Genomic DNA, 14,226 nt, shown 5'->3' with positions numbered 1-14,226 from the left:
GGTCGTAGGGATGTGGGGACATAGACGAAGGGTGTCCATGATCGATGTGTGAAGAACGACTCGGATACCCTTCTGACCGCACTGTACTGCGTCGTTGACGATGCCCTGGACCAGCCCTGCAGACCGGGTCGGCCGAAGCGGTTGAGTGATGCCGAGCTGGTGACCCTGGCAGTGGCCCAAGTGCTGCTGGAACCTCCCTCGGAGACTGCCTGGCTACGCTATGCCCGCAAACACCTGGCGGAGATGTTTCCCTCCCTGCCCGGCCAGTCGAGGTGGAACAAACGTCTGCGGGCCGCCGGGGTGATCGCGCGAGTGCTGCGGGCACTGGCGGCGGCCACCCCTATCGGAATGTCGGCCCTGCAGCTGACCGATCCCACCCCGGTGCCGTTCGGAACGTCGCGGGAGACGGTGCAACGCTCCGAGCTGACAGGGACAGCCGGGTATAGCTACTGCGTCAGCCATACCCGATTCTTCTGGGGCCTGCGGCTGTATCTGATGACCACGGCCGAAGGCATGCCGATGACCTGGTGTCTGACTCATCCCACACTCGGCGAGCGCGAGATCATGGCCGCCCTGCTCGACATTAATCACCCTCTCTTCACCGCCGGACAGGTCAGCCTGGTCGACAAAGGCTTTTCCGGTCACGAGTTCGATGCCCTCGTGGCCGACCTCGGTGCACGTCTGGTTACACCACCTCGGTCCAGCAAGGCCGATCCTCACCCCGCTCCCGGCCCTCTCGTACGCCGCCTCGTACGTGTTCGCCAGTGGATCGAATCGATCTTCGACACCCTCAAAGGCCAACTCTGTCTGGAACGCCACGGCGCCCGCACCGAAATCGGCCTCTACACCCGCGTCGAGCAACGACTCCTCGCCCTGGCCGCCGCCATCTGGCACAACACCCACACCGGCCAACCCCACCGCCGCAGCCTCATCGCCTACGACCATTAAGAAACACTCGTCTAGTCCTTCCCCAGATTGCTGTCGAACAGACAGGACAGCTCGACGACGTGGCCGATGGTCGATACCGTCGAGCTGCCGCCTCTCGTCCCCCGGAGGTCTACGAGAACGGGGCCGCCACGATGTCGGGCACGAACTCCAGAACGAGGAGTGCCGCGGCGACGTGGGTGGGGTTGTTTTCCACTTTGACCGTGGAGAGGTTGTTGGCGCGCGTGACGCGCCGCTCGACGGTGTTTCGGTGCGCGTAGAGACTTGCTGCCGCACGGGTGGTGTTGAAACCGCACTGCACATACCTCAGAAGGGTTTCCCGCAGTTCTTCGTCGGCTTCGGCCAACGGGCCCAGAGTCTTGGTGACGAACCGGCGTGCGGTGGAGCGGTCCTTCGTGAGGGCATCGATCAGCTCGACCTCGGCGTACGCCGTGAAGCGCCGGTCGGATCCGAGCCGGACCACCATCGCCTGGGCGGCGAGAGCGTCTTGGTGGCTGGACCGGAACCCTTCGAGACCGTACCCGGGCCTCCCGACCGCCGCGTGAATCTCCTCGGCCCTCGCCATGGCCTCTTCGATCTGATGGGGGTCCGGAACCGCGGATCCGGAGAGCCAGATCCAACGCGCGGTGGCACTCGCGCGGGCGACGAGCGCGTTTCGACCAGCCGTCTTGGAGCGTACGGCCGCGACCACCTCGTCCAAGGCACCGACCCGCTGAAATTCGTCGGACCACAGGACGACGGCGACGTGCCAACGGGACATTCGATAGTTCAGGCGCCCCTCCGCGAAGTCCTGTGTCAGCGGGGCCCCGTTCGCGATCAACTGGATCACCGCGACCGCGTCGGCATCCGCGTCACCGGTCGCGGCGGCGAACATGGCCTCACGCAGGGCCGACACCGAGTCGATGGCGTATTGCACCATCGACTGCGCCGACACGTCGAGGACCTCCACGAGCAGATCCCGGTCCTCGCAGTACACCGAACACTCTTCGAGCCATCGGCGCCACGCGATTGGGAGTGCCGCCCTCCAACCTTCAGCGAAATCCGGGGTGATGCCGCGGGAAACGAGGTCACGAATGTAGGCCGATGTCCTCGTCCCGATGTAAGGGGCCACCCGTCGCCCCGGTTCCTGGATGTTCGCGGTGAGCCACTGGACGACGTCGGCGCGGTTGAGCTGGCGATCCTCCTCGGCCAGCGACGCGTCCGAGAGCAGATTGGGATCGTCCTCGGCCGTGCGTGCGGGTACTGCCAAGGCGTCGGTCAGGCCGTCCGTGTCGGCCAGGATCCGCTGGCACAGCGATCGAATCGCCTCAGCGACCTCGGGGGCGGGTGGGGACCACAACTCCTCCATGTCGGCAGTCTGCCTCGATCACGTGGGCGTGCAACTTAACGTCAGGGCGCTTTCCTCGATCTTAGACCGTACGGCGAATGAGGGTAAGCGCATCTGCGAGTGACGGGTCTCCGCTCGGGTGGCGACATGTTGTCGACATGTTGCCAACCGTCACGTCACCGGAGTCACGACCACGACATCATTTGCCGGAGACTCTCAGGCGTGGTGAACATCCTTCCAGCAGCGGCCGCTCCGTCACGGAGCAGAAGTCACCCAAACCCTCAGCGGTCCCCGCGCCCGCGACGACGCAGCACCCGTCGCGCCAGCGTCTTGCTGCCGTTGAAGAAGTCGTTGAACCGGTCCAGCCCCCAGACGGCTCGGATGACGAACGGATTCAGCAGCCGCGCCATCGACCGTGGGTACTCCGAGACGTCCGACCAGATGCCGGCGAGGTCCTCCGACATCTCACCGTCGACGACGTAGTCGGCGAGCTGATTGGCCACGTACGGCACCTGGGCGAGGCCGTGGCCGTTGCAGGCCAGCGAGTAGTAGACGTTGTCGCCCACCTGCCCGGCGACCGACAGCCAGTCCGGGGTGATCCCGATCCAACCGCCCCAGGCCCGCTCGATGGCCACGTCGGACAGCGACGGGAACCGGTTGGACAGATCCTTCCCCATGTCCCGCACGACACTGGGATCCGGGACTCGGTCCGGGAGCGGGTAGGTCTGGCCGCGCTGCGGCTGGCGGACACCGCAGACGATGGTGTTGCGCTCGGTGAGCCGGTAGTGGGTCATCAACTGGTGCTGGGTGATGATGCCGGAACGACTGGTCCAGTCCAGCTCGGCGAGCCGTTCCGGCGCGATGGGTTCCGACTCGATCTCGATGACGTACAGCGGCGTCGAGAGATTCTTGGGCGTGATGTCCCACTCGCCGGAGTAGGCGTTGGTCGCGAGCACCACCTTGTTGGCCCGCACGGTGCCCTGCGATGTCGTGAGCTCGACCGTGCTGCCCGTCCGCCGGACATGGCTCACCCGCGACCGCTCGAAGACCTTGGCCGAGGAGGCGAGCAGTGCGCGACGCACACCACGAGCGAGCTTGCCCGGGTTCAGCATCCCGCCGATGGTCTCCCGCATGCCGCCCACGAAGCCGGCCGGGAGGCCGAGTTCCTCTCTGCTGCCGACGGTCCCTTGCCCACCGAAGGCGCGCAGGAGCGCCGCCTGGGTGTGCACCCTGAGCATCATGATGGGCGAGACCGCACCCCACACCAGGCCGTTCGCCACGTAGTCACAGTCGATGTCGTGCGTTTTCATGAGGTTTTCCACGTAGTGGCCCGCGTTCTCCGCCAGTTTGACCATGACCGGCATCTTCTTCGGAGATTGGAGGCTGAGCATCCGCAGGTCGCCACCCGGTGCCCCGGCGATCTGACCGCCGTTGCGTGAGGCTGAGCCGTAGCCGCAAAACTCGGCCTCCAGCAGGACCACGTCCTGGTCGCGCTCGGCGAGGCGCAGCGCAGCCGCCATGCCACCCATGCCGCCGCCGATGACGGCGATGTCGCAGGTGAGGTCACCGTCCAGCGCGGGCTGCACGTCGTCCGGTCGGTCGATCCAGCCGGTGAAGTTGCTGTACTTCGTGCCGTCGGTTCTCATGCTGTCCTGATCTCCTTTAGGAGCATCCGACGATGGATGATGTCTGCGTGTCGCTGTGGGGAGAGGCACGGCCCCAGAAGTGATCATGGGATTGCTGATGTCCCGAGATCGTTTGGAGGGTCGTGCCTCTGCTGCCAGTATCGCTGGCAGAGCCGTTGTGGGTCGGGTTCGCCACGCTGCTCGGCATGGATGAGCGGCCTGAGTTCTCGCCGACGCACCCGTGGGGTGTCATCGCCGGCGGATTCCGGACCGGACGGTGTTCGAGCACATGCTCGCTGCGCTGGTGCATGGCAGTGGCTACGAGCGCATCGTCACTGCGGGGTACTCGGACCGCACGGTCCGGCGGCGGCTGCACAGGTGGGCCGAGGTCGGGCACGGCTACACGCTGCTTACCGGGCACCCTCGTCGGCGCTGCCCGCGATCCGCTGTGCGACTCGTTCGGCGGCCTGCTGACCCGTGAGCACGGCGCCGTTCATGGTCCCGGCCCACTCGCCCGCGGTTTCCACCCCGGCCCAGTGGACGCGCCCGTGCGGCTCGGCGAGGGCGCTGCCGTAGCTGACGTACGCATAGGGGGCTACAGCGGGGTTCGGCCCCCCGGGGGCGAACGGTTCGGATTCGGCGCCCCAGCAGTGGTCCACGTAGTCGATGGGGGTGCCCGCCTGAGGACCGTACAGCTCGACGAGCTGTTGGATCACTCGGCCGCGCCGGTCCTCCGAGTTGAAACCGTCGAAGACGCGAGGGTCGCAGAAGGCCATCAGGACGCCTGGTCCGCTGTCGTCGGGCGAAACGTCGAAGGTGATGAACACGGGCCCGGTGTCGGTCAGTGCCTCCCCCGAGAGCCCACTGCTCCGCCAGAAGGGCTTCTCGTAGGCGACGAACGCCTTGCTCAGCGTGCCCAGACGCCAGGTCTTCGTGACCCCCTCGGCCTTGTCCGGCAGGGCGGGTTGGAAGTCGATGTCGGCGCGGTGCGAGGGGGCGGTAGAGACGATGGCGTACTTGGCGTTGATCTCTTCCGAGTCGGTGCTGACCGTGACGCCGCTGTCGTCCTGGGTGATTCGTCGAACAGGGGTTCCCACAACGACCCTGTCGCCGAGTTGCTGCGCGAGCCGCCGGGCGATCTCTTGGGTCGTTTCGGTGATTCGATCCTGTTGCTGACCGCCCTCGACGCTGAGCATATGGTCTATACCACCTACGGCGCGGATGTAGCGCAACGCGTGCAGCAGGGAGACGTCTCCTGGGGTGCAGCCCCACTGCACCTTGCTGAGGATGCTCATCAGCGCACGAGTGCTCGTTCTCGCCTGCTGCTGGTCGAGCCAGTCCCCGAACGAAATCGCGTCAAGCCGGCCTGCGTCCGGGGACTCCCAGGCGGCGTCGACGTTGATGGTCGAGGTCAACTCCTCCAGCATCATCTGGATGCGGCCCACGTCCTCCAAGGCCTCGGATGAGATCTCGGGAAGGGTGCCGGTGTAGGTGCTGCGCTGGCCTGCCATCCACAGGACGTTGTCACCTTCGTCGAACTGGCTGGTCGTGGTGCACCCCAATCGGCTCGCGAGGTCTCGGATCGCGGCGTGCCGCGGTGAGACCCACGTCGCTCCGAGGTCGACCTGAACCCCGGCCACCTCGCCTGTGCGCGCTCGGCCGCCGACCCGGTCGCGGCCTTCGACGACCAGGACGGACAAGCCCGTGTTCACGAGCCGCTCCGCGGCGGTCAGGCCGGCGAAGCCGGCACCGACGATCACGACATCGACCGATGTGGCCTTCGAGTCGCTCTCAAGAGTTTTCGACATCATTTCCTCCGTTGCCCACGCGGTCCGCGTGTTGCGAGATGTGTTGGGTGATCGGGTCGACCAGGGCCTCGGGAATGTGATGGCCCATGCCGGGAAAGACGACGTGCCGCGCCGAGCGGATCGCCCTGACGGTCGCGGCACCGCCGCTGGGAGCCACCAGCAGGTCCCGATCACCGTTGATGACCAAGGTGGGAGCAGTGATCCTGCTCAACTGGGCGGTTCGGTCCCCGGATGCCTGGATCGCCTGAATCTGGCGAGCGTTGCCCGCCGCCGGGTCACCGGCGCTGCGGTCCCATCCGCGTGCCGCGATGGCGGCCTCCGCGGCGTCGTCGATGGGGTATGCCTCCCCCGCGACATGCGCGGTGATCCGCAGGTGGGCGCACACCGCTTCGGTCCTGGTTCTCGCCGGTGGGGCGGCGAGCAGCCGCAGTGTCGACAGCGCGGGCTGACCGACCCTGCCCGCCCCGGTGGTCGAGAAGAGGGACGTCAGGGAAAGGGCTCGCCGAGGTTCCGTCGCGGCGATCGTCTGCGCGATCATTCCGCCCATGGAACGTCCGACCAGATGAACCCGCGCGATGCCCAGATGGTCGAGCACTCCGACGCCGTCCTCGGCCATGTCCGCCAGCGAGTAGCCATCACGGCGGGGGCGTCCCAGCATTTGACGCCACAGCCTGGGGGCCGGTGTGGCCGTGAACGTGGATCGGCCGACGTCACGGTTGTCCATGGCTACGACCCGGAAGCCTCTGACGACGAGCGAGTGAACGAACGAGCCCCAGAAGGTGAGGTCCTCGCCCAGTCCGGCGATGAGCAGGATCGCGGGGTCGGCCTCGTCGCCGTAGTCTCGGAAGCAGATCGTTGTTCCGGACGGGAGGGTTGCGTACTGGTCGACGCTCCCTCGGCCACTGTTCTCAGACACCGGCGGACCGCCTCCCATCGGCCGGCCGCGCCGCCGACCGGCCGGTGCCGAACCGGAGGTTCTCGTCCGACACCGGACCGCGGAGCGCCTTGGCGTCCTCGGGGTACGACATCGCCATCCGCCAGGGGCTGGCCAGCCCCTGCTTGGGCAGGACCGCCTCCCCGCGTTTGACATAGCCGGCGTTCAGGTCCACGATCGGCTTGCGCTCCATCCCCGGCGGCGGGACCGGGACCGCCCAGTCATGTCCGTGGGCATCCATGTGCTTGACCAGGTCGATGAAGTAGCGGCACATCAGGCTCACCTTGAGAGTCCAGGACGATGTCGTGTAGCCGATCGCCATCGCCCAGTTCGGGATACCGCTCAGCAGCATCCCGCGGTAGCTGACCGAGTCCGCGATGTCGATCTCACGCCCGTCGACCACGATCGGCATTCCGCCGAAGAGCTGCATGTTCAACCCGGTCGCGGTGACGATGACGTCGGCTTCCAGCTCCTCGCCCGACTTCAGAACGATGCCGCGTCCGCTGAACCTCGCGATCGAGTCAGTGACGATGGAGGCGCTGCCGGCTTTGATCGCGTCGAAGAAGTCGCCGTCCGGCGCCAGGCACAACCGCTGGTCCCACGGGTCGTACGGCGGGTTGAAATGTTTGTCGACGTCGAACCCCTTGGGCAGGCGCTTGATGTTGTGCCGCCGGATCAGCGCACGCCCGGCCCTGGGGAACGCCCGCAGACCCTTGACGATCGCGTGTTCGAGCCAGATGTTCTTGAGTCTCGTCGCGGCGTAGCCGCGCTGCTCACCGAGAAGCTTCGTGAGAGTCACAGCGAGTCCGTCAACGCGGGACATCGCCATGATGTAGCTGGGGGTGCGCTGCAGCATCGTCACGTGCCGGGCGGCGCCCGGTCCTGTGCTCATGGCAGGCACCATCGTGACCGCGGTCGCCCCGCTGCCGATGATGACGACCTTCTTGCCGCTGTAATCGAGGTCTTCGGGCCAGTGCTGGGGGTGAACCACCAATCCCTCGAAGTCGTCGCGCCCCGGAAACTCCGGGGAGAATCCCTCGTCGTACCTGTAGTAGCCGGTGGCGGCGAACACCCACTTCGCGCGGATCGTCCTGGTGCTGGTCGCTCCCGTGGCGGGATCGGTTGCCTCAACGCTCAGGGTCCACTTCGAGTCCGTTGAGGACCATTCCGACCTCACGACCCGGTGGCGGAACCTGATGAGGCGTCCCAGGTTGTTCTCGTCGACGGTTTCCTGGAGGTACTCCCGGATCAGGGGCGCGTCCGCGATCGCGTTTTCGTGGCGCCACGGCTTGAACTCGTAACCGAAGGTGTGAAGGTCGGAATCCGATCGGATTCCCGGGTAACGGAACAGATCCCAGGTGCCACCGATGTTGTCGCGAGCTTCCAACACGATGAGCGACTTGTCGGGGAGTTCCCGGCTGAAATAGGTCGCCGCGCCGATCCCGGAGATTCCCGCTCCGATGATGACGACGTCGTACTCCGCGGCTGCTTCCGAGTCCTCAGTGGCCATAGCTGCTTCCGACTCCTCACTGATCGCGGTACCGGCGTATCCACCGTCACCGGCGTGTTCACCGTCCCTGACCGTGAACCCCGGTCTCAACAACAACGCGCACCTGTTTCGGTCGAAGCATGTGCAGGATGCACCAAGTCCACTTCTTCAAAGCGTCACCGATTGACAAGCGATGTGACACGCACCATTATCGCTCAAATCCGAAGTGGCTGAGTTCGTTCGAACAATTCGGCAGCCATGCACGCGATGACCGTCTGATTTCGCGATCGAGCACCGGTCGCCACGTCGTTCCAGCCCCGACCTGAACCTCGAGAGGAACCAGGACAGTGAAGGATCTGATCTTCCTGCTGGCGGATCTATGGATGATCTTCGCCGGCTTCGTCTTCGGGTGGAAGTTCATCCGGAACCACAGCAATTACCTCCTCGGGCTGGAGTGGATGATCGTCGCGACGTCCGGCTCCAACTTCCTCCTCTGGTCACTGCTCGGAGGCGACGAGGACAGCGTCTTCTACGACATCGCGTACTTCCTCGACGCGTTCTCACGATCGGTCGGCATCACGCTGATCCTCGTCCTGGGTCTGATGGTCGTCACTCATCGGTACAAACCGACGCTCGCCGTCGACATCGGCGTGTTCGGACTCGCCGTCGCCGCCGGACTCTACCTCCGGCACTTCCACGGCGAGGACATTCATGCCGCCCCCGCAGCATTCTACGTCGCAACGTTCTACGTCGTGGTCAACCTGCTCACGACACTCTTCCTGGCTTACTTCGCCAGGCGACTCTGGAGCATCGGCTCCAAACGGCTCGCGATCTGGACGGGTCTGGTCACCGCTGCGGCGTCGATCATCGCGATCACCTACGACTTCTTTCCGCTCCCGTTCGACGACGAGCAGCGCACGATCTTCTACACCGCCGCCCTGGCGACGTGGGGCACCCAGGGGTTCGTCTACTACTTCGCATACCGCGCACTGCACGCCCACAACGTAGCGACGGGTGTCGAGCCGACTCAGGAAGCGAGCGCGAAGTCATGAAGACCGACAACGTGGAGTACAGCACTTTCACCGGCTGGATCGGCCCGCCCGCGGACATCCTCCCAAGCCTCGATGGCGACCTCACGTACGATGTGGCCGTGGTCGGCGGGGGCATGGGTGGCATGGCGGCGGCGGCGCCGCGGCTCGCCGAACGTGGTCAGGACGCGGTGCTGCCGGAGAGGCCGAGTTCTGCGGCTGTTGGGTCAACTCCCACAACGCACGACATCGACTGTGACTACGACCCCAGTCGTGCCCTGCCCTCTTCTTCGGCTGGGGTGTTCGAGCGAACCAAGGTCGCCGACGTCACGCGGAACAGCGATGAGGTGGTCATCTCGAGCCCCCACCTCTCGCAGCCGGATCGGGAATGATCCGGTTCGCTGCGGCCTTCCGGATGCGGCGTAACGACTCGATCCGAGCCGCAGTTCGGGCTGGGGTCACCATCGACTGCCGGTGCGGCGTCCACGACCGGTCGGTCACACCGAGTTCGGGGTCCGGTATCGCCGCAACGACGAGTTGCGTGGTCACGAGCCCACTGCACAGTGAAGGCGTAGAGGGACAGACCGCGAAGGAGCTCACCGGAGGATACCCATGACAACCACCTACGACCTTGCCCCCGCGGCAGCCCAGGTGGCTCGCCTCGCCGACGGGGTGAACCACGACCAGCTGGACTCAGCAACGCCCTGCGAGGACTGGACGGTAGCCCTTCTGCTGGACCATCTGCTCGGACTGACGGCGGCCTTTACCGCTGCGGCCAACAAGACACCATTGCGGGCAGACACCACTGAGCTCGATGGGAGACTGCCGAGCGATTGGAAGGTTCAGCTACATGAGCGCTTGGACGCGCTGGTCGCCGCGTGGAACACGCCCGAGGCCTGGCAGGGCGAGGCCGAAGCCGGCGGTGTCGTGATGCCCGCGGAGACGATGGGCGTGGTGGCCCTCGACGAACTGGTGCTGCACGGTTGGGACCTGGCGCGGGCCACGGGGCAGGCCTTCCACGCCGACCCCGTCAGCGTGACCGCGTGCCTGAACTTCGCCGCCGCGATGTCCGAGCCCGGCCAGGAGGCTGACCGCGAGGGTCTCTACGGTCCGGTCGTGCCCGTCCCTGCCGACGCTCCCGACCTCGAGCGACTGCTCGGACTGACCGGCCGCGACCCCCAGTGGACGCCAGCCTGACCCCGCCCCCAGCCACGGGTACACCCACCCCGACACGACGAGACGTCCCAAGCCCCGACCGCCGCGATCGTTCAGTCCCGGCATACACGCGTGGGTGAGATTGTCCTAGGGCTTCGGTTCATCTCCAGCCCGCTCGGGCAACTCTGTCGAGGTGCATACAGCGGCGTGGACATGCCCGCCGTGGGTGTGTGGTGCTCGCGATGATCTTTGACAGCGCTGGTCAGCTCGGTCATGTATCGTCTCCGCTGTTCCCGGCCCGCACGGCCGGGCTTCATTCACGGTCTGCGGCCTGGGGTCACCATCGGCTGCCGGTGCGGTGTCGACGGTCGGTCAGAGCGAGTTCACCGAATCCTCGCCCTCGGTAGCGGTGCCCCACGTCGAGGTGCACTGGCGCGAATCGTGACCGTGTCGACCAGCGCGCAAGCCCATTCGATCCCGCCCTCGGCACCGAGCTCGTCCGGCACCGTTTGGTGTAACTTGCTCCAGAGTCCGGTTTGGAATCCACTGTGAAACCGCCGAGCCTCCAGCGTTGGTCGAGACGGCCAACGAGAGCCAAGCCGAAAACGGCCAGCGGCCAAGGCCGAGTTCGACGTTCCCATCACCAGCTCTCTGAGCGAGGCCGACGAGATTCACGCGCGGCTCGACTCGCTCGGAGAGCCAACGTCACCATCCAGCCAGCAGGCCGGGTGAACGATAAGGGTGTCGGAGGAGGACTGGAGTCCTCCGACCAGGGAAATTTCCCCACTTTGGGGAAAGCATACCGAGACCGTAACAGACCATCGGCCTGTCACACACGAGGAGCACCACTTCGCGAAGTCACGAACGATGTGTGCTCGTACGTCGACACCGCCAGCTCAGCAGAGATATCGGCAGTGGAGTCTCCGCTGCCATGGCGGAATCCTGTGAAGGTCTCGGATCATTTCCGGGATTCGGCCAGAGGGTGCCGCTCGCCGGTGAGTGCCGCCAGGGCGGTGGCGATATCGGCAAGATCAGCACGAATATACATGGTGGTCGCACTGGCATGACTGGAGTCGGTGTGCCCGGCCCAGGCACGAGCGATGGCGTAGCCGAAGTGGCGCTCCACCCACGTGAGGGTGGTGTGCCGCAGCCAGTGGGTGCTGATCTGCTGCGTGGCCACCCACGGCAGATGCTGGCCCAGCCGGTGCCAGAGATGGTCGTAGCGCCGTCGAGTCAACGGTTTTCCCGAGCGGTACCGCAGCAGGGCATCATCGGAAGTCTCGGCACCGCGTTGCTCGGCGTGCTCACGAAGATGACGCATGAGCGTCGGGGAGACAGGCTGCCAGCGCACGGTATCGTTTTTCTCTCGCAGCAGAACCACACACTGCGTCTCATCCAGATCGGCAAGGGTTAAGGCCAACGCCCCTCCCCTACGGCAGGCGGTCTCGGTGTGCAACCGCAGCAACAGCGTGTCCAGCATCGGGTCGTTGCCGGTCTGACCGGCCACCCGGTTGATCGCGGCCATGCTCTCGTCCGACAGCCCCCGCCGCGTACTCGGCAACCGACGGGGCTTTCGCACCCGCAGGGCGGGGTTGTCCGCCTCGTCGAGCAGCCCGTCGGCCACCGCGTGACTGTATATGCACCGCAACGCCGCGATCAGGTGTTCCACCGCGCAGCAACCGCCACGTGTGTTGCGCCGGTGCATGACCTGACCGCGGATGTGCTCGGCGAGCCGACGAATCTCCGAGGGGTGGGCTCATCCAGTCGACGTTCTCCCCACTCACGTACGACCCGATTCCAGTACGACCGATACGCCCGAGAAGTCCCCACCGAGACCGCCTCGGCCACCCGGGGAACGTACTCGGCGAACACAGGCACCGTCTTCCGCTGACCTGGTGTGTTGACGAGCTCCTCCGGAGAAACGCCCATCCGGGTCAACACCAGCCGCGCTGCCTCCACCTCAGCCGGATGATGACCGGTATCCGGACTGAGTGCGTCGTAGGAACTCACAACGCCTCCCCCGCCTCCTGGCCGTCATGTGCTGCGTGATGGCACGCGAGCATCGCCTCCACCGTCGACATCGTGTGTACGATGAGCACTCCGTACTCGACGGAGCCCGCCAACAACACACGATCTCCGGGACGAATCGCGCACCGCTCACGCAGCAAACTCGGAATCGGCCCTCTCCCCCGTTCGGCAGCCGCGAGCTCACCTTCCACACAGCTCCGCACGATCACCGCGTTCCCAGAGCACCACGCCCGAACACGATCGCCGGTTCGCCAGCCCAAAGACCGCAGCACACCACGCTCACTCACCCGGCCACTCGCATCAACAGCCGCGATCCCATAGGTCATCGAGCTCGTACCGGTCGACGACAACGCCGCCACCGGAAGCCGCGGAACCCGACCACCAGTCGGTCTTCCCACCGGAACGAGGCCCTCGACAACACGCTCCGCTCTGGATTTCGACGACACGACCTCTCCCCTCGAAGCACACTCGCTATCGCGCATCTGGGAAATCAACATGTCCGCGACAGGACCAACCGCACACCGAGCGAGCGTGCCACACGCCCTACGGTCACGTCCGATTTTGCCCCGGAGACCACCATCAGTTCCGCGAATCCTCTCCGAAGCTCACTAGGCATCGGCCGAGCCTCTGCTGCCGGTGTGCGCTGCCAACAGACAGGCCCGAAACCGTCGTTGCTCGCTCAAGAGCGTAAGGAGGCCGTTCGTGTGATCCACCGGCATCCAGAGAGATGAGCTGTGCAGAAGCTGTGGTTCGGGCCGAGCTAAACATGCCGAGCGGGGCGACTGTTCTCAACATCACGGCCTTTCCCACCTCCGCATAGAAAGGGCGGCTCGATAACCGTTCCCTTCGCGGTCAAGCGAGACACAACCGGATCGAAGTATCACCTGATCTACAACGACGTCAGTGTTTCCTTGACAAAGATGCTTATTGACGACACTCGTCCGGTCCGGTCACCAGCCCGCGTAGCAGCCAGAGTTCACACGCTGCTCGAGGCAAACACGACCATGCGGCTACACGAACTACGCCTTCGATGACAGACTGATCGTCGATGCCCCTCCCCACACCTTCCGACATCGCGGCAAGCGAGCACACCACAAGATCACAAAACGGTAACCCACTCTGATTTTCCCAGCACAAAAAGGGGATTCCCCGCGCAAGCGGGGGTGAGCCCTGAGGCTCTTGCGATAGCCACCGAGGAGTTCGGGATTCCCCGCGCAAGCGGGGGTGAGCCGCTCGGCCTTTTCTTTCAATCGTGGCATTATCCGGATTCCCCGCGCAAGCGGGGGTGAGCCCACGACGCTAGCTGGGCGAGGAGGATGCTCTTAGGATTCCCCGCGCAAGCGGGGGTGAGCCTCCCGGCCGCCCGAAACGCCGCGGTCAGCTGCCGGATTCCCCGCGCAAGCGGGGGTGAGCCCGAAGACTACGGGGTGGTCTGCGAGCTGGTTCGGGATTCCCCGCGCAAGCGGGGGTGAGCCCCAGGCCTACGAGCACATCTCCACGTACATGGAGGATTCCCCGCGCAAGCGGGGGTGAGCCCAGGCTGGGCACCCCACGCTTGCAGGCGTTGACGGATTCCCCGCGCAAGCGGGGGTGAGCCGACCTCCGCCACGTCTATGTCGGAGCCCGAGGGGATTCCCCGCGCAAGCGGGGGTGAGCCGTGGACGACTCTCTCGCGTTCCACCGCAAGACCGGATTCCCCGCGCAAGCGGGGGTGAGCCCGTCGTGAGACCTGGCGTAAAACTCTGACATGTGGATTCCCCGCGCAAGCGGGGGTGAGCCGGCTGTATGACCTGCGGTTTTCTTCCACGTGTAGGATTCCCCGCGCAAGCGGGGGTGAGCCTCAATGGTACCCGTTCCTGACCGGTATGTACCCGGATTCCCCGCGCA

The 14,226-nt window shown here is 65.5% G+C and carries 9 protein-coding genes, 2 pseudogenes and 1 CRISPR repeat array (1 of these 12 cut by a window edge); of the genes and pseudogenes, 5 read left to right on the top strand and 6 right to left on the bottom strand.

Features of this window, described 5'->3' with window-relative positions; all coding sequences use genetic code 11:
* Positions 1–48 precede the first annotated feature (48 nt).
* Positions 49–948: an IS982 family transposase gene (locus ACTMO_RS0106615; RefSeq protein WP_019853885.1), complete on the top strand. Its 900-nt coding sequence runs from the start codon at positions 49–51 to the stop codon at positions 946–948.
* Positions 949–1,057: 109 nt separating this feature from the next.
* Here ACTMO_RS0106615 and ACTMO_RS0106610 read toward each other — a convergent pair whose 3' ends face one another.
* Together ACTMO_RS0106610 and ACTMO_RS0106605 are read right to left on the bottom strand one after the other, a co-directional pair.
* A complete protein-coding gene (locus ACTMO_RS0106610) occupies positions 1,058–2,293 on the bottom strand; it encodes a PucR family transcriptional regulator (RefSeq protein ID WP_019853884.1) in 1,236 nt (411 codons plus the stop codon).
* Positions 2,294–2,553: 260 nt separating this feature from the next.
* Positions 2,554–3,918 carry an NAD(P)/FAD-dependent oxidoreductase gene (locus ACTMO_RS0106605; RefSeq protein ID WP_019853883.1) on the bottom strand — a complete coding sequence of 455 codons (1,365 nt, stop codon included), beginning with the start codon at positions 3,916–3,918 and terminating at the stop codon, positions 2,554–2,556.
* Positions 3,919–4,040: 122 nt separating this feature from the next.
* Between ACTMO_RS0106605 and ACTMO_RS22305 the strand changes: the two are divergent.
* Positions 4,041–4,291: pseudogene (locus tag ACTMO_RS22305) on the top strand (IS5/IS1182 family transposase); the annotation flags it as partial.
* A gap of 16 nt (positions 4,292–4,307) precedes the next feature.
* On the opposite strand, the gene ACTMO_RS0106600 reads toward ACTMO_RS22305, so the two are convergent.
* From ACTMO_RS0106600 to ACTMO_RS0106590, 3 genes are read right to left on the bottom strand one after another with little or no spacing between them, the layout of a single operon-like run.
* Positions 4,308–5,705, bottom strand: coding sequence for a flavin monoamine oxidase family protein (locus tag ACTMO_RS0106600; protein WP_019853882.1), 1,398 nt, complete (start codon positions 5,703–5,705; stop codon positions 4,308–4,310).
* Positions 5,689–6,639: an alpha/beta fold hydrolase gene (locus tag ACTMO_RS0106595; RefSeq protein ID WP_425394316.1), complete on the bottom strand. Its 951-nt coding sequence runs from the start codon at positions 6,637–6,639 to the stop codon at positions 5,689–5,691. Before ACTMO_RS0106595 ends, ACTMO_RS0106600 begins: the two co-directional genes overlap by 17 nt.
* Complete coding sequence (locus tag ACTMO_RS0106590) at positions 6,614–8,149, bottom strand: flavin-containing monooxygenase (protein ID WP_026448944.1); 1,536 nt, start codon at positions 8,147–8,149, stop codon at positions 6,614–6,616. The genes ACTMO_RS0106595 and ACTMO_RS0106590 overlap by 26 nt, the downstream gene beginning before the upstream one ends.
* 326 nt (positions 8,150–8,475) lie before the next feature.
* Here ACTMO_RS0106590 and ACTMO_RS0106585 point away from each other — a divergent pair, with 326 nt between their 5' ends.
* The 3 genes from ACTMO_RS0106585 to ACTMO_RS0106575 all read left to right on the top strand — a co-directional run bounded on the left by ACTMO_RS0106585 (position 8,476) and on the right by ACTMO_RS0106575 (position 10,353).
* Positions 8,476–9,180, top strand: a complete 705-nt coding sequence (locus ACTMO_RS0106585) for a hypothetical protein (RefSeq protein WP_019853879.1) — start codon at positions 8,476–8,478, stop codon at positions 9,178–9,180.
* Positions 9,177–9,548, top strand: coding sequence for a hypothetical protein (locus tag ACTMO_RS23420; RefSeq protein ID WP_019853878.1), 372 nt, complete (start codon positions 9,177–9,179; stop codon positions 9,546–9,548). The genes ACTMO_RS0106585 and ACTMO_RS23420 overlap by 4 nt, the downstream gene beginning before the upstream one ends.
* 220 nt (positions 9,549–9,768) lie before the next feature.
* The gene (locus tag ACTMO_RS0106575; protein ID WP_019853877.1) at positions 9,769–10,353 is read left to right on the top strand and encodes a TIGR03086 family metal-binding protein; all 585 of its coding nucleotides are present in this window, start codon (positions 9,769–9,771) and stop codon (positions 10,351–10,353) included.
* 916 nt (positions 10,354–11,269) lie between these two features.
* Here ACTMO_RS0106575 and ACTMO_RS21675 read toward each other — a convergent pair.
* Positions 11,270–12,240: pseudogene (locus tag ACTMO_RS21675) on the bottom strand (tyrosine-type recombinase/integrase).
* A 1,241-nt stretch (positions 12,241–13,481) separates the two neighbouring features.
* Positions 13,482–14,226: a CRISPR direct-repeat array (repeat unit 28 nt; unit sequence GGATTCCCCGCGCAAGCGGGGGTGAGCC) (it continues 624 nt past the right edge of the window).

The organism is Actinopolyspora mortivallis DSM 44261, assembly GCF_000384035.1.
GTDB classification, from domain to species: Bacteria; Actinomycetota; Actinomycetes; order Mycobacteriales; family Pseudonocardiaceae; genus Actinopolyspora; species Actinopolyspora mortivallis.
This window is presented reverse-complemented; position numbering and strand designations above follow the sequence as displayed.